Annotated in this window: 11 protein-coding genes; 7 read left to right on the top strand and 4 right to left on the bottom strand. The window is 71.9% G+C overall.

The window, feature by feature from the left end:
* Positions 1-212 precede the first annotated feature (212 nt).
* Positions 213-1,238, top strand: a complete 1,026-nt coding sequence (locus ACYUED_RS38705) for a permease (RefSeq protein ID WP_491289086.1) — start codon at positions 213-215, stop codon at positions 1,236-1,238.
* A 146-nt stretch (positions 1,239-1,384) separates the two neighbouring features.
* Entirely contained in the window at positions 1,385-1,846 is a 462-nt protein-coding gene (locus ACYUED_RS38700) for a hypothetical protein (protein ID WP_491289085.1), read from the top strand.
* Between the two features lie 132 nt (positions 1,847-1,978).
* Here the strand turns inward: ACYUED_RS38700 and rpsR are convergent, their stop codons facing one another.
* The 4 genes from rpsR to rpmG all read right to left on the bottom strand — a co-directional run bounded on the left by rpsR (position 1,979) and on the right by rpmG (position 3,942).
* Entirely contained in the window at positions 1,979-2,221 is a 243-nt protein-coding gene (rpsR, locus tag ACYUED_RS38695; protein WP_491289084.1) for a 30S ribosomal protein S18, read from the bottom strand.
* 121 nt (positions 2,222-2,342) lie between these two features.
* The gene (locus tag ACYUED_RS38690; RefSeq protein WP_491289083.1) at positions 2,343-3,518 is read right to left on the bottom strand and encodes a GTP-binding protein; all 1,176 of its coding nucleotides are present in this window, start codon (positions 3,516-3,518) and stop codon (positions 2,343-2,345) included.
* Positions 3,515-3,772: a type B 50S ribosomal protein L31 gene (locus ACYUED_RS38685; RefSeq protein ID WP_491289082.1), complete on the bottom strand. Its 258-nt coding sequence runs from the start codon at positions 3,770-3,772 to the stop codon at positions 3,515-3,517. The genes ACYUED_RS38690 and ACYUED_RS38685 overlap by 4 nt, the downstream gene beginning before the upstream one ends.
* Before the next feature lie 5 nt (positions 3,773-3,777).
* The gene (rpmG, locus tag ACYUED_RS38680) at positions 3,778-3,942 is read right to left on the bottom strand and encodes a 50S ribosomal protein L33 (protein ID WP_491289081.1); all 165 of its coding nucleotides are present in this window, start codon (positions 3,940-3,942) and stop codon (positions 3,778-3,780) included.
* A gap of 74 nt (positions 3,943-4,016) precedes the next feature.
* Between rpmG and rpmB the strand changes: the two genes are divergently transcribed.
* From rpmB to ACYUED_RS38655, 5 genes are all read left to right on the top strand, one after another.
* Positions 4,017-4,253, top strand: coding sequence for a 50S ribosomal protein L28 (gene rpmB, locus ACYUED_RS38675; RefSeq protein ID WP_491289080.1), 237 nt, complete (start codon positions 4,017-4,019; stop codon positions 4,251-4,253).
* Complete coding sequence (gene rpsN / locus ACYUED_RS38670; RefSeq protein WP_491289079.1) at positions 4,253-4,558, top strand: 30S ribosomal protein S14; 306 nt, start codon at positions 4,253-4,255, stop codon at positions 4,556-4,558. Before rpmB ends, rpsN begins: the two co-directional genes overlap by 1 nt.
* 555 nt (positions 4,559-5,113) lie before the next feature.
* The gene (locus ACYUED_RS38665; RefSeq protein WP_491289078.1) at positions 5,114-5,857 is read left to right on the top strand and encodes a class I SAM-dependent methyltransferase; all 744 of its coding nucleotides are present in this window, start codon (positions 5,114-5,116) and stop codon (positions 5,855-5,857) included.
* 73 nt (positions 5,858-5,930) lie between these two features.
* Positions 5,931-9,914 (top strand): amino acid adenylation domain-containing protein, encoded by a 3,984-nt coding sequence (locus ACYUED_RS38660; RefSeq protein ID WP_491289077.1) that lies wholly within the window; start codon positions 5,931-5,933, stop codon positions 9,912-9,914.
* Positions 9,911-16,633: an SDR family NAD(P)-dependent oxidoreductase gene (locus ACYUED_RS38655; RefSeq protein WP_491289076.1), complete on the top strand. Its 6,723-nt coding sequence runs from the start codon at positions 9,911-9,913 to the stop codon at positions 16,631-16,633. Before ACYUED_RS38660 ends, ACYUED_RS38655 begins: the two co-directional genes overlap by 4 nt.
* The last annotated feature ends 34 nt before the right edge of the window (positions 16,634-16,667 follow it).

Genomic DNA, 16,667 nt, shown 5'->3' with positions numbered 1-16,667 from the left:
TTCACGACGGCGGCACGGGCCGGCGGATCGCCGCACGCCGAGATCCTCGACCAGCATCCGAGTTCCGCGACTGCCGACACCCGGACTGGCCTAATCTGGCACCGGCGCAACCGTCACTCCGACAGCTTCCTGCGGGGCGGGGCCAGGCCGGCACACAGCCTTGATCGTTAGTGTCCGGCGCGTTGGTGGTGTCGTACGGCGAAGCGAGTGGCGTGAGCGATCAGGAGTACGCGGAGGGCCGCGGCGGGCTCGCCGACGCCGTACGCCTCGTGGTACGGACCCTCGTGTACGTCGTCCTCGGCGGTGCCGCGCTCACCGCGATCGCCACGGTCGCCAGCGTCCTCGGACCGACGCTCGCACTCGACCTCTGCACTCTGCCCGTCGCCGCCTGGTGGACGGTCTTCACGGCCGTCGTCGTCCAGGGCGTCCCCTTCCTGTTGCTGGGCACGGTCGTCTCCGCCGCCATCGGCGCCTTCGTGCCCGAGCGTGTCTTCACCCGGCTGCTGCCGCGCAGCCCCGCCCTCGCCGTGCCGGTCGCGGGCGCCGTCGGTGCCGTCCTGCCCGGGTGCGAGTGCGCGTCCGTACCGGTGGCCGCAAGCCTGATGCGGCGCGGGGTCGCCCCGGCCGCCGCGCTTGCGTTCCTGCTCTCCGCGCCCGCGATCAACCCCGTCGTCCTGGTCGCCACGTCCATCGCCTTCCCCGGGCAGCCGCTGATGGTGGCGGCCCGGCTCGTCGCCTCGCTTGCCACCGCCGTCGTGATGGGCTGGCTGTGGGCACGCTTCGGGCGCCAGGAGTGGCTGCAGTTGCCGAAACCGCGTACGACCGGTTCCGGGGCCTCCCGCACGGGTGCCTTCACGGCCGGGCTGCAGCACGACTTCCTGCCCGCCGGGGGCTTCCTCGTGCTCGGTTCGGCGGCAGCGGCGACCTTCAACATCACGGTGCCGCGCTCGGTCCTCGACGTCTTCACCGGATCGGCCTGGCTCTCCGTCCCGCTGCTGGCGCTGCTCGCCGTGGTGCTGTGCGTGTGCAGCGAGGCCGACGCGTTCGTGGCCGCCTCGCTCAGCGGGTTCTCGCCCACCGCGCGGCTGACGTTCATGGTGGTCGGGCCGATGGTCGACCTGAAACTGATCGCGCTCCAGGCGGGCACGTTCGGCCGGGCCTTCACCATCCGGTTCTCGCCCGTGACCTGGGCGATCGCGCTGGCGAGCAGTGTGCTCGTGGGGTGGTGGCTGCTGTGAGGCGGTACGGGCCGGCCGTGCTGTTGCTGCTGGTGGGCGCCGCGGTGCTGCGGATCTCGCTGTTCAGTGCCCTGTATCTGCGGTAGGTACAGTCCGGGCTGCGCCCGTATCTGGTCGCGTCGGGGGCACTGCTGGTGCTGCTGGGCGTGGCCGCGGGAGTGAGGGCCGCGCGGGAGCTCCCGGACGAGGACGAGAACGAGGACCCGCACGACCGCGGGCACGATCACACCCATACGACCGGCCCGCGCCTCGCCTGGCTGCTCACGCTCCCCGCCACCGCGCTGCTGCTCTTCCCGCCGCCCGCGCTCGGCTCCTACAGCGCGGCCAGGGAGGACGGGCAGCGCGCGGCCCAGGGCGTCGGCACGCTCCCGGCACTGCCGGCCGACGACCCGGTGGACCTGAGCGTCGCCGCCTTCACCTCCCGGGCAATGTACGACAGCGGGCGCTCGCTGAAGGGCCACACCGTCCGCCTGACCGGCTTCGTCACGCACGGGGACAACGGCCCGTGGTACATCACCCGGCTCCTGGTCTCCTGCGGCGCGGCCGACACAACGACAAGCAAGGTGCAGGCCCGCGGCGCGGACGCCCCGGCCCGGACACCTGGGTGACGGTCACGGGTACCTGGCACCCCAAAAGCAAACTGCGCGCGTCGGCAGCCTGGCCCCCCGTGCCGGAGGCGAGAACGGTCAGCCAGGTCGAACAGCCGCCGGACCCGTACGAAAAGCGTTGACTCGGGCCGGCTATCGGGAGCTGTAGGGCAGCAGAGCCATTTCGCGTGCGTTCTTGATGGCCTGCGCTATCTGCCGCTGCTGCTGACGCGTCACGTGGGTCACCCGACGGCTGCGGATCTTTCCGCGGTCGGAGATGAACTTCCGCAACAGTTCGGTGTCCTTGTAGTCGACGTACGTGAGGCCGGCGGCGTCCAGCGGGTTGGCGCGCTGACGCTTGGCTGGCTGCCGCCGGGGGCTCGTGCTTCGGGGCATGGTCGGTCGGGTCTCCTCTGAATGGGATGGGGTCGGACATGCGGGCCCTGCACCGGCTCACGGTCCGGGCGAGCGAATACCGGTGCCTTCAGGCCGCGTCGCCGCCGGAACGAACCGCGGTTCAGGTCACTGGGTCGAGCAAGTCGTCGAAGGCGTGCGGGAGTTGTTTCCAGCGGTGCCTGCCCGCCGTGTACTCGTCGTAGGTGAGCAGGCACGAGTCGAGCAGGGCCGGCAGACCGTCGCGGTCCAGGCCGGGCGAGGTGAAGGTGAGGTACTGGCAGCGGTCACCGTGCTGCGGTTGCCAGTCCAAGGAGGCGGCGAGGCGGCGTTCGACGGGCACCATCTCCCAGGCGGCATCGGGCAGGGCGGCCAGCCAGGGCCCGGCCGACTCCACGCACAGCGCGCCGCCCGCGGCGTCCCACGACAGCAGGGTGTCGGGGCGGTCGGCCAGCCAGAACCGCCCGCGGCTGCGTGCCGCGGCGCAGGTCAGGTCCTCCAGCGCGGCGTAGAGGCGCTGCGGGTGGAAGGGCCGTTCGCGCCGCCAGACGAGGGTGCTCACGCCGTGCTCGTCGTACTCCTGCGGCAGCAGGGCGCAGGCGGGATGCTGGCGGGCGGCGGCCGCTGCCACGTCGAAGCCCGCCAGCAGAGCGGCCCCCAGGCCGCCGCCCTCCACGCGTACTGTCCGTGCGCCCGGTGTGAGCTGGGCGAGCAGCGCGTGGTCGGTGTCGTCTGCGACCTCGCCGCCCTCCCCGCCCGAGCTGTCCTCGACAAGGGCGATCAGCGTGGGGTACTCCAGTTGCCGGGCGAAGGTGTCGGCAACGGTGCGCTGGTCGCTCGGGGCGGCGGCGAGGCCGACGTCGGCCAGGTCGTCGCCGTTGGCCAGGTACGGCAGGACGAGTGCCGGATCGATCGCGGTGGCGACCCCGGTCAGCGCCAGCGGTGTGCCCGCGGCGGCGATGACCGCGGCCATGGCCTGGGGTTCGACGGAGTCCCACAGTTCCACGACGGCCAGCCGGTGCCTGCCCTCCCCCGCGAGCCGCAGCAGTTCGGGGACGAGGTCCTCGCGCAGCGCGCAGCACGCGCAGTCGTTCACCAGGGGCGCGTCGCCGCTGCCCAGCAGACCGCCGGCGTCGCGCACCGTCCGGTGCACCGCGCTGTCGACGGCGGACGTCAGGTCGTGGTGCAGCGCTACCGAGCCGGGGACCGTACGCAGGATCTCCTCGACGGCGGTCCGGCGGGCGTCGGCGTGCAACCCGGCGACGATCGCGACCGGCAGCCGCGCCTGGTCTCCGCTCACTGCTTGCTCCGTCCGCGTGCGTAACGCCGCTCGAAGCGCTCGACCCGCCCCGCGGTGTCCAGGACCCGTTGGGTGCCGGTGTAGAAGGGGTGGCTCGCCGAGGAGATCTCGACGTCGATGACCGGGTAGGTGTTTCCGTCCTCCCACTCGACGGTCTTGTCGCTGGTGGCCGTCGACCGGGTGAGGAAGGCGAAGTCGGCGGCCCGGTCACGGAAGACGACCGGGCGGTAGGCGGGGTGGATTCCCGGCTTCACGGCGCTCAGCGCTCCTCACGGAAGTCGACGTGGCGACCGACCATCGGGTCGTACTTGCGCAGCGTCAGTCGGTCGGGGTCGTTACGGCGGTTCTTGCGGGTCACGTAGGTGTAGCCGGTGCCGGCGGTGGACCTCAGCTTGATGATCGGGCGCAGTTCGTTACGGGCCATGGACAGCACCATACACATATTGGTTTTCATTTTCATTAAGCTGCTACTGTGCTGCCATCACACGAGGAGGAACCATGTCCGCCCACTGCCAACTGACCGGCCGGCAGCCCGGCTTCGGGAATCAGATCTCCCACTCGCACCGGCGAAGCAAGCGCCGCTTCGACCCCAACATCCAGCACAAGCGCTACTGGCTGCCGAGCGAAGGCCGCCACATCCGGCTCACCCTCTCCACCAAGGGCATCAAGACGATCGACACGATCGGCATCGAGGCCGCCGTCGCCTGCATCCGCGCCCGGGGAGGGAAGGTCTGATGGCGAAGAAGAGCAAGATCGCGAAGAATGAACAGCGGCGCCTCATCGTGGCCCGCTGTGCCGCGCACCGCGCCGAACTGAAGGCGATCATCTCGTCCCCCGGAACTTCCGACGAGGACCGCGCCGCCGCACAGAGTGAACTGCGCCGACAGCCCCGCGACGCCAGCGCCACCCGCCTGCGCAATCGCGACTCCGTGGACGGGCGCCCCCGAGGCCACCTGCGCGCCTTCGGCCTGTCCCGCATCCGCGTACGTGAGATGGCCCACGCGGGCGAGCTCCCCGGCGTGACCAAGAGCAGTTGGTGACCTGCACCCAATCCGCTCGGCCCTCAAGGCGGCACCGCAACCGCAGCGGCTCTTCCCAACCGAGCCGCCCGCATGCGTCACCCTCAAGTCGGACGACGTCAGCCAGTCCCGCACTGCCAAGCCGCCTCCGGCCATATGCGTGCCCGCACTCTGAGGCGACAGGCATTCCTCCTTTACACGTCGAGCGGAGGGGCGCGCCGGTGTGGGTCCTGAAGACCGGCATTGCACTCGCAAGGCCGCCTGCAGTCCCGGGAACAAGGGCGCTGAGGCCGGGGTGCGCGAGGGCGGCCCGTACATCGGCGTGGCGGGTCAGGAGCCACGGCTCGGATCCGAAGGGGAGCCGGACTCGGCGCGGCGGCCCGTTCCGCAGCTCGGCGAGGAGGGCGGGCGGCCTGATGCCGTCCGGCCGCCGCAATGGGAACTCGGTCAGCGGTGCAGGGGAGTTGGCCATGAGTGCCCCTTGAGGAAGGTGCATCGCCAAGAGCGACGCGTTCGGTCCTGAACCCTGCGATACTCCAGATGAAAATGACAATCGCATTAATCTAAGCCCGGAGGGTGACCGTGCCGGACCCGTACGAACGTTCCGCCGAGTACCTGGACCTCTTGATGGCCGGGGCCTGGCAGTCCCTTGCCCCGGCGCTGACCGGACTGCTCCACCAGGTGAAGGCCGAGGCCGGACCGGTGGTGGACCTGGGCGCCGGTACCGGCCGCGGGGTGGCGGCCATCTGCGGCGCCCTGCCGGGCGACGAGCCCGTCCTCGCGGTCGAACCCTCCGCCCCCATACGCGCGGTGCTCCTCGCCCGCGTCCATGACGCCCCTGAACTCCGGGGCCGCGTCACGGTGCTGGCGGAGGACGCCGCACACGTCTCTCTCCCGGACGGCCTACGCGCGATCGTCGCGCTGAACATGCTGGGCCACCTCCCTCCGGCCGAGCGGCGGGCCCTGTGGGTGAGCGCCGCACAGCGGCTCGCCCCCGGTGGCGCCCTCATCGTCAATGTCAGCCCGCCCGGCCGGCCGGAGCGCGTTCCGCGCACCCGGATGGCTACGGCGACCGTGGGCGAACTGCACTACGAGGGCTGGGCGAGCGCGGAGCCCTCGGGCGACGACGAGGTCACCTGGCGGATGGACTACCGCGTGCTGCGGGACGGTCTTCCACTCTCCGAGGTCACGGTCGACTACCGCTGGTGGGTGGCAAGCGAGAGCGAGCTGGCCGAGGAGACCTTCGAAGCCGGACTCGTCATGCGACCCGCCGGTGATCCCGACCTCGGGCTCCAACTCCTCACGCGCCAAGGCGAGTAGTGCCCGGCGCCCCGGCATCTGGCGCCTGAACCCATCCCCCACGTCGTCCACGGATCTACGGAGCGGAGTCCCAATGAGCCAGTTCGTCCCCCCTGCCGAAGACGCTCTCGCGAGCACCATCGAGTGCATCGCCGAAGTGCTCGGCACGCAGAGCGACTCGATTACGCCGAACACACCCCTGTCAGCCCTGGGCCTGGAATCGTTCACCGCCGTCCGGCTGCGTCGGCGGATCCGTGAGCGTACTGGCGCCGACCTTCCCCTCACCGCTTTCCTTGACGGCGCCACTGCCGAGGACATCGCGAACCGGCTGGCCGCGGAGGTGCGGGCAGAGGCGCCACACGACACGAAAACCCCTGATACGGCGGAGAGTTCGCAGCAAGACGGCTCCCCGTTCCCGCTGACACCCGTCCAGGCGTCCTACTTCGTCGGCCGGGAGGAAGGGCTGCCGCTCGGCGGCGTCGCCACCTTCTACTACTACGAGTACGACCGTGTCGCCGAGGACCCCGTCGCGGAGCTGCAGCGCCTGGAAGTGGCCTGGAACCGGCTGATCGAGCAACACCCGATGCTCCGCATGACCGTGGACGAACGGGGACAGCAGCGCATCCTCACCGACGTCGGGCCCTACCGGATCGGCGTCAGCGACCTTCTCAACGCATCGCCGGAGGACACAGACCGGACGCTGTCCCTCCTGCGCCACGAGCGCTCCCACCAGGTGCGGCCGACCGGCACCTGGCCGCTCTTCGACCTCCACGCGGCGCTGCTGCCGGACGGCAGGACACGGCTCTACGTCGGCGTGGACGTGCTCGTCACGGATCTCGCGGGCTGGATGCTTCTGATGCGCCAGTGGGGACAGCTCGTCGCCGATCCGGCTGCACGGCTTGCCCTCCCCACAACGGACTTCGCACGCACTCAACGCGACCGTGCAACCGATCCGGAGTGGGCCGCGCGCCGTACCCGCGACCGTGCCTACTGGTCCGAGCGCGCGGCCGACCTTCCTCCCGCCCCGCAACTGCCCGTGCTGCGCGCGGCGCAGGACACCACGCCGCCCCGTTTCGTGCGTAACGCCGCCACCCTCGACGCACCCACCTGGGCCGCGATCCGTGCCCGCAGCGCGGAGGCGGGAGTGACACCGACCGCCACTTTGCTCGCCGCCTTCGCCGTGGTGCTCGGCCGCTGGGGAGCCGGCGAGCGCATATGTCTCAACACCACGCTGTTCGACCGGCCCGAGACGGCGGGTGAGGCCACTGATGCAGTGGGCGACTTCACCACCACCGCGCTCGTCGCGACACCGCCTTTCGCGCCCGGCAGCTGGGAAGGGTTCGGCGACTACGCGACGCAGGTCAACCGCCGCTTCTGGGAGGACCTGGACCACCGTTCCGTCTCCGGGGTCGAGGTGCACAGGGACATCCTGTCCGGCCAGGGCTCCGACGCCTCCCCCGCTCCCCGCTATCCGGTGGTGTTCACCAGCGGGGTGGGCATCAGCGGTGACGCCGAGCCACCCGCCGCGTGGATCGGCGAGGAGGTCTTCGGCATCTCCCAGACCCCGCAGGTCCTGCTCGACCACATCGTGTGGGACGAGGGCGGACGGCTCCGCCTCGCCTGGGACTCCGTCGAAGGGGCGTTCCCCGACGGATACGTTCAGGCCCTGCTGGACGCCCATGTCCGGCTGCTGCGGCAGCTGGCGGAGAGCTCCGCGTGGCAGGACCGCGCGCTGGGCTGGGACCCAAGCTTCCGCCCGGAGGAGCTGCTCGACGTCGCGCCGTTCCCGGACGCCCGAACGCTGTTGCACTCCCCCGTGCAGGACGCCGCACAGCAGTACGCCGAAACGCCCGCCCTGCACGGGCCCTCCGGGGCCGTCACACATGGCCGGCTCGCGGAGAACGCAGCCGCCACGGCCGCGTACCTCACCGCCCATCAGGCAGGGCCCGGCGACCTCGTCGCCGTGGCCTGCGAGAAAGGCGTCGCCCAGATCACCGCCGTCCTCTCAGTCAGCGCCTCCGGGGCGGGCTACCTGCCCGTCGAGCCGAGCTGGCCCGACGCCCGGATCGCCGCCGTCTGCGAACGGGCCGGTGTCCGGCACGCGTTGGTCGGCCGCGGAGTGAAGATCAACTGGCCGCCGGGCGTCACCGTGCACCGGCTGAACGCGACGGGCAGACCCGCAGGCGGTGCCGTCCCCGACACCGTGCCGTCCCCGAAGACACCGAGCCCGGACGACCTCGCCTACACGATCTTCACCTCCGGCTCCACGGGCACCCCCAAGGGCGTGGAGATCCAGCACCGTGCGGCCCGGACCACCATCGACGACATCGTGGACCGGTTCGGCATCAACGCCGACGACCGCGTCCTCGCCCTGTCGGCACTCAGCTTCGACCTCTCCGTCTTCGACATCTACGGAGTCCTGGGCGCGGGCGGCTCCCTGGTGCTGCCCGACCCCGCACGGCAGCGTGACCCGCAGCACTGGCTCGAACAGGCGGGCCGTCACGGCGTCACCGTGTGGAACACCGCCCCCGCCCTCCTGGAGATGCTCATCGAGTACGCGGAGTTCGAACCGGAAGCGGCTACCGAGGCCCTGCGCTCCCTTCGCCTGGTGATGCTGTCCGGCGACTGGATCCCGCTGACCCTGCCCGAACGGCTGCACAGGCTGGCACCGCAGGCCGAGTTCATGAGCCTGGGGGGCGCCACCGAGGCGTCGATCTGGTCCATCACCTACCCCGTCCGGCACACCGACCCGAGCTGGCGCAGCATTCCCTACGGCCGGGCGCTGCGCGGCCAGTCCTTCCACGTACTCGACGAACAAGGTGCTCCGTGCGCCGTCGGTGAGGCGGGTGAACTGTTCATCGGAGGCGACGGGCTGGCCCGCGGCTACACCGCCGACCCCGTCCAGACCGCCGAGCGTTTCGCCCCGCACCGGGTTCTCGGGCGCCTCCTCTATCGCACGGGCGACCTTGGCAGATGGCGGGTGGACGGGAACATCGAATTCCTCGGCCGCGCCGACCGGCAGGTGAAGATCCGGGGACACCGGATCGAGTTGGGTGAGATCGAGGCGGTGCTCGCGCGGCATCCCGGAATCCGGCAGTGCGTCGTCTCCTCCGTACCGGGGCCGGACGGGCGCCCCCGCCTGGTCGCCCATGTGTCACCGAAGGGATCAGGACCAGCCCCGTCGGCGGAGGAGCTGTCGGCTGCGCTGCGCGAGCGGCTGCCCGAGTACATGATTCCCAGCCGGTTCGTCGTCCTGGAGCAGTTGCCGGTCACCACGAACGGCAAGATCGACCATGCCGCGCTCGTGAATCCGTACCAGGAGCAGGACCTCCCGAGCGGTGATCGGCCGTCGGCCACGCAACTGGCGGCGGCCGTCGAGGAGCGGCACTTGGGCGACGTACGCCACGACCGGACGGGGACGGGATGGGCGGCCAGGGCGCTTGACGAAGCCGCGGCGCTCGGTCTTGAGGCCGCGATCGTCCTCAGGCCCGGTGCGCTCGCCCCCGACCAGGCGCTGGAGGCGACCGCGCGCTGGCTGCGCCGGGTGACAGAACTGGCCGGGCCGGCCCACCTCGAACCACGGCTCTGTACGGGGGGACTGGCCGAGGTCGTTCACCGTCCCGCCTCCCCGGGCATCCCGGCGATCGCCAGGTCGGTCCCCTCAGCGGACACCACCGCTCCGGTCACGCCCGCCGCACCCCACGCCGACCCCGAGCACTACCGGGCCGTCCTCGACGAAGTCACGTCGCTCCTCGCGGACCTGACAGGCAGTCAGGTATCGGCCGACAGCACGTTCGCCGCCCTGGGCGCGACCTCGCTCACTCTGGTCCTGGCGCATCGCAGACTCCGGCAGAGCGTCGCACCGCGCCTGGAGCTGGCCGACATGCTCGCGCACGCAGGCGTCGGCTCGCTCGCGGCCCGGATCAGTGAGCTTCACCTGGTGGCCGAACCCGTCGCGTCTCCGGACTCCGGTGCCATCTCCCGTACGCCCCCGGACGCCGGTGCCGCCCTCCTGTCCCAGCCACGCCGGGCCTCGCGGGTCGCCGCGCGTGCCCTTGCCCAGGAGACCACCCGATGAACGCCTCGCCCATGACACAGAGTTACGCACCGGGAGCCTCGGACGGACGGCACGACGACCTGATCGCCGTCACCGCACTCGACTGTCGCTTCCCGGGCGCCCCGGACACCGAAGCCTTCTGGGACTTGCTCGTGGCGGGGCGCAGCGGGCTGACCCGGCACACCGAGGGGGAACTCGCCGAGAGCGGTCTGCCGAACCGGCTGCGGCGCAATCCGGCGTATGTCCCGGTCAGCGGAGTCATCGACGGGCAGGATCTGTTCCATCCCGAGCCGTTCGGCCTCACCGACTCCGAGGCCGCCGTGATGGATCCCCAGCAGAGGCTGTTCCTCGAGGCGTGCTGGCGGGCCCTGGAGCGGGCCGGACACGGTGGCGGCGCCGGGGCGGGTGCTGTCGGAGTGTTCGCCGGTTCCGCGCACAGCGACTACCTGGCTCGTAACCTCGCCCGCCGGTACGCCGACTCCGCCGCCGACCCGGTGGGCAGCCTCCAGGCCGCCGTCTCCGGCGTGGCCGACTATCTGCCGCTGCACGTCGCCCATCGGCTCGCCCTGACCGGACCGGCACTCGCGGTGGGCACCGCCTGCTCCACCTCCCTCGTGGCGGTCCATCTGGCGGCGCAGTCCCTCCTCGCCGGCGAGTGCGACACCGCTCTCGCGGGAGGCTCCTCGCTGATCGTTCCGCAGGGCAGGGGCTATCTCCATGTGCCTGACGGGATCTTCTCGGTGGATGGGCGGGTGCGGACGTTCTCCGCGGAGGGCACCGGGATCGTGCACAGCCAAGGGGTGGGCGTCGCTGTCCTGCGCCGTCTCGCGGACGCCCTGGCCGACGGCGATCCGGTCCTCGCCGTGCTGCACGGCTCCGCGGTGAACAACGACGGAGGGGACCGCACCGGCTTTACGGCGCCGTCACCGCGCGGACAGGCGCTTGCGGTCTCCGAAGCACTCACCGTCGCGGGCGTCACCCCGGACATGGTCAGTTACGTCGAGACCCATGGCACCGCCACACGGCTCGGTGACGTGGTCGAACTCGCCGCACTGAGGAAGGTGTTCGGGGGGAGCGGTCCTGCCTGGTGTTCCCTCGGCTCCGTCAAGAGCAACATCGGGCACGCCAACGCGGCGGCCGGTATCGCCGGTTTCGCCAAGACCGTGCTCGCGCTGCACCACGGCATACTTCCCGCCTCGCTCGGCGCGCTTCCGTTGAATCCGGATCTGGAGCTGGAGAACTCCCCGTTCACCGTGGACCACGAGGCGCGTGAGTGGGTCGGCCTGCGCCACGCGGGCGTCAGTTCCTTCGGCATCGGCGGCACCAACTGCCATGTGGTCCTCGGCAGCGCACCCCAGCGAGCCCCAGCTCCCGTCGACAGGCGGCCCCAGCTGGTCCTGCTGTCCGCGCACCGGGGCGAGGCCCTGGAGCGCCTAGCCGACGCCACGGCCACCGCCCTGGATCAGCCCAGCACCGACGCCGCCGACGCCGCGTACACGCTGCACACCGGCCGCAGTGACCTGCCCCACCGGACCGCGGCGGTGCTCGACGGCACGCCCGGTGCCCTCGCCTCCGCACCCCGGCGCGCCGTCCCGCCGACCCGGCCCAGGATCGTGCTCGCGTTCCCCGGCGGTGGCGCCCAATACCCGGGAATGGGACGCGAACTCCTGGAAGAAGAGCCGGAGTTCGCCCGCGCAGTCGGGGAGTGCGCCGCGCTGTTCGACGCCCGGGACGACGGCAGAGGCCCCGGCCTTCGTACGCTCCTGGCCGCCGATCCTGCGGACGAGCGGGCCACGAAACTGTTGCGAGATCCGGTGCACGGGCTCCCGGCCCTGTTCACCGCCTCACTCGCCACGGCCCGCACCCTGCGCTCCTGGGGCGTCGAGGCGGACGCGCTCGTCGGGCACAGCCTCGGTGAGTACGCCGCCGCCGTCGTGGCCGGAGCACTCCGGCTGAGCGATGCCGTGACCCTCGTCGACGTGCGCTCGCGCGGGATGTCACGCACGGCGGGCGGCGGCGTGATGCTGAGCGTGGCCCTGCCCGAGGATCAGGTCGTGAAGCTGCTCGGCGATCATCCGGATCTGGACCTGGCGGCGGTGAACGCGCCGCTGTCCTGCGTGGTCTCCGGACCTGTGGGGGCGGTGGCTGCCCTGGAGCGCCGTCTGGCCGCCGATGGCGTCCACACCGCGCGGCTGCGCCTGGACGCGGCTGCGCACTCCCGCCTCGTCGACCCCGTACTGCCGGAGCTGCGCGCCGCCGCCGAGTCCACCGTCCCCAGCACCCCGGCGGTCCCGCTCGCCACGACGCTCACCGGGCAGCTGCTGCTCTCGCCGCCCGGGGCCGAGCACTGGGTGCCCCATCTGCGGTCCGTCGTCCGGTTCTCCGACGCCCTCACGACCGCGCTCGGCACGGGACCGGCCGCCGTCGTCCAGGTGGGCCCCGGCAGCGGCTTGTTGCAACTCGTCCGTCAGCACGGCACGGCGAACGTCGTCGCCACCCTGCCCACCTTCCCCGGACGCGAGGACAACCGCGGCGCACGGGCGACCCTGCTCGCGACCGCGGGAGAGCTGTGGACGCACGGCGTCCTACTCGACGCCGACGCCCTGCACCGGCCGGGACGGAGACGCATCGCCCTGCCGGGACTGCCCTTCGAGCGGCGCCGGCTGTGGATAGACCCACCAGACGAGGCACAGACCGGCCACGCACCGGTGCCGTACGCGACGGCTGAGCCCGAGGAGCCCTACGAAGATGAGCCGTTCCAGGTACCGGTATGGCACCGGACGCCTCCCGCTGACGCACCAGGGCCGCTGGATGGCCGGTGGCTCGTCGACGGCCACGCCGACTCGCAGCTGCTGAGCGCGGTCTACGAGGAACTGGCGGCAGCGGGTGCCCGTCCGCTCGCCCCTGAGGAGGCCGCCGCCGAACCGTCGCTGCCCTGCGCGGGGATCGTCATGGTCGACGCGTACGGGGACGGCGCGCACGGTGACCCCGCCGCGCGCGTCACCGATGCGGTGCTCCGGTACGCACGCGTGGCCCAAGCCGCCGCTGCCTGGGCCGGCACCGCCTGCCTGCTGCACGTCAGCACGGGCGCCCAGCACGTCGAGAGCGGTGACCGGCCGGTGCCGGGCGGTTCGGCCGGGCTCGCCGTGCCGCGCGTCCTCGCCCAGGAGTTCCCGGGACTGCGCTGGCGCACCCTCGACCTCCCGCCCGGTCCAGTACGCACTACGGATGTCCGGAAGGTGTGCGCGGAAGCGCAGGCCCTGGCTACCGGTGCACCGAGTGGCGTGGAAGTGGCGTACCGCGGAGGCCACCGCTGGATCCGTGGCGTCACCCCCTGGCAGCCCCCGGCACCCGAACAAGAACAGGGCGCCGGGACAGCTGTCGTGATCGGTGGGCTCGGTGACGTGGGCCTGGCGCTCGCCGGTCATCTCGCGCGAAGCGGTTGGCGTGTCGTGGTCACCGGCCGCGGCGGACTGGCCTTCGACCCGGCGCCGGACAGCCCGCAGGCCGAACGCGCCGAGGCCGTGAAGCGACTGCGCGAGGACGGCGCCGAACTGGACGTACGGGCCGTCGACGCGGCGGATGCCGACGCCACGGCAGCCCTTCTCCGGGACGTGTCACAGCAGTACGGCCCGCTCGGCCTCGTGGTCCACGCGGCGGGTGTCGTGGCCTCGGCCGCCGTGGCCCCGCTGCGTGCCGTGGAGGAAGAGACCGTGCGGGCCCACGCCCGGGCGAAGGTGTCAGGAGCCATGGCCCTGCGGTCCGCCCTGCACGGACTGCCGGACGACCTGCGCCCCAGGACCGTGCTGCTGATGTCCTCGGCCACCACCTTCGTCGGCGGCCTGGGACTCGCCCCGTACGCCGCGGCCAACCGCTTCCTCGACGCCCTCGCCGAACGGGAAGACCGGGAAGACGCAGACCGGGAGGACGGGACCCGCTGGATCAGCGTGGCCTGGGACGGCTGGCGGATCGGCCCCGGCGGCACCGAACGGGTCGTCGCCTCCCGGCATTCGATCGGTCTTCGGGACGGCATGCGTTCCGTGGACCGGCTCCTGGCGCTCGCCGAGGAGGGCCGCGCCCCCGCGTCCCTGGCCGTCTCCCCGGCGGATCTGGCCGGCCGTACCGCGGGCGTCCCTACCGTCACACCGGGCCGGGAGCCGCCGGGCGGCACCCCGCAGCAGGAAACGTCCGCGCCCCACGGCGTCGCCGAGGAACTGCTCGCAGGTGTCTGGTCCGAGCTGCTCGGCTTCCCCGTGACCGACCGCGACGCGGACTTCTTCGCACTCGGCGGGCATTCCCTCCTGGCCACCCGCATGCTGGCGAGACTGCGCGACGAACGAGGTGTCGTCCTGCGTCTGCAGGACCTGCTGGCGCGCCCCACCATCGCGGCACTCGCTCCAATGATCCCCCTGGGCTCCGCCGTGTCCCCGCAGTCCGGAACCCCGACCGAGCGGAGAGAACCGGCCTCCACGACCGGCGAGTTCCCGCTGACACGGGTCCAGCACGCCTACTGGGTCGGCGGCTCGGGAGGCTACCGGCTCGGCGACGTGCCGTGCTCGTTCCACCTGGAGTTCGACTGTCCCGGCCTGGACACGGCACGCTACGAGGAGGCGTGGAACCGGGTGATCGACCGCCACCCGATGCTCCGTGCGGTCATCTCCCCCGAGGGACGCAACCGGATCCTCGACCGGGTGCCCCGATACCGCATCCGCGTCCAGGACCTGACCGCGCTGAGCGAGGAGCAGCGCACGCAGAAGCTGGAACAGACACGCGCGCGCATGGTCCGCCGGGAGCCGCGTCCGGGCCGCTGGCCGCTCGTCGACATCAAGGCGGCCCGCCTGCCCGGGGACGTGGTGCGGCTGTTCGTCAATGTGGACGTGCTGGTGTGCGACACCGCGAGTTACCTGATCTGGGACCGTGAGCTGCGGGCCCTTTACGAGGACCCGCAGCTCGAACTGCCCCCGGTGCCGACGACTTTCGAGGAGTGCGTGGCCGCCCTGGAGCGGCGCGCCGAGTCCCCGGAACGCGCTCGCGCCGCGGCCTACTGGCGGGAGCGGATCGACAGCGTGCCCGGCGCTCCGGCGCTGCCCCTGTGTACACCGGAAGCCGGTTCGCGGCCCCGCTTCGGGCGGCGCAGCGCACGACTGGAGCGGGACGACTGGTGCGCGCTCAAGGCAGAGGCGGCCCGACGCGGTCTGACGCCGACCGCCGTCCTGCTCGCGGCATACGGACACGCCTTGGCAGACTGGTCGGGGCAGGACAGGTTCGCTCTCACGCTGACGCTGTTCGACCGGCCGTCCGGCCTGCCAGGTGCGGACGAGGTGGTCGGCGACTTCACCTCCCTGATGCTCCACACGGTGGACCGGTCGGGGGTCACCTCCTTCGCAGATGCCGCTGCCCGTGCACAGAGTTCACTCTTCGAGGATCTCGACCACCGGGAGTTCCCCGCCCTGGAGTTGCTCGCGGAGAAGTCCTCCCGTACCGGACGCACCGAGTCCGTGCCCGTCGTGTTCACCAGCGCCCTGGGCCTGTCCGGGCCACTCGGCGGCGGCCACGACCTGGACTGGGCCGGGACACAGGTCTACGGAGTGAGCAGCACCCCGCAGACCTGGCTGGACCATCAGGTCCTCGAACAGCACGGCGCACTGCTGCTCCAGTGGGACGTTCTGGAAAGCGAGGTGCCCGCCGACGAGGCGGGCAGGGCGTTCACCGCGTACGTCGCCCACCTGCGCCGTCTCGCACAGAGCCCGGCCGCCTGGGAGGAACTCCGGGAGCCGTCGCAGACCACCCAGTCCGCACAGCCCGCGCAGTCGCCGCGGCGTGGGCCGGCCAACAGAACCGTCCCCGACGACCTCGACGCCGCTCTGCTGCTGCGTGAAGGCAACAGCGACCGCCCCCTGTTCCTGGTCCACCCCTCCGGGGGCGACGTGCTCTGCTACGGCGAGCTGGCCGGGCTGCTGACGGACGGACGCCCCGTCGTGGCGCTCACCGACCCGGCGCTGACCGGAGGAGACGGCGCCGAGACGATCGCCGAGATGGCCGACCGGTATCTGGCGTCCATGCGCCAGTACCAGCCCGACGGTCCCTATCTTCTGGGCGGTTGGTCCATGGGCGGCACCCTCGCCCACGCCATGGCCTGCGAGCTGGAACGGCGGGGAGAGCGCACCCAGCTGCTCGTGATGATCGACTCCAACGTGCCGGACCGCATCAGGCCGCTCGGCGGAGCGGGGCCCGACGAGGACGAGGCGATCGCGGCCGTGCGCTATGTGCGCTCGCTGGAAGCGTTCCTCGACACGGACCTCGGCCTCGGTGCGCACGAAGCGGAGCGGCTGCTCGGCCTGCCGTCCCCCGATGCCCGGTCCGTGGTGGCCGCACGGCTGCGTGAGGCACGCCTGATCGGACCGCGTGAGAGCGCCGACGTACGGCTGGAGGTCTTCGGACGCCACCTCCGCGCCCTGGGCAGCCACCGGGCGGGACTTCTCGCCTCGCCCGACACCCGGTTGCTGATGTTCCGCGCCGCCGGGCCCTCCCCGAGCAACGCCGGAGTCGGCATGGGCGTCGACGACGCCCTCGACCTCGACTGCCTGGGCTGGCGGCCTCATGTGTCGGGCCCGGTCGAGGAGGTGGCCGTCGACGGCCACCACTACTCACTCCTGACAGGACCGGCGGCAGCCCGCATCGCCGCACTGACCGACCGGGCGCTCGCTGCACTGGCAACCGGTCAGCGTCAACTCCCTTGATGCGGCCGCTCGTCACCTACGAACGCCTCTGGCC

It is taken from the genome of Streptomyces sp. DF42, assembly GCF_058267695.1.
The sequence above is the reverse complement of the archived record's forward strand: the minus strand, read 5'-3'. Positions and strand labels throughout refer to the sequence as shown.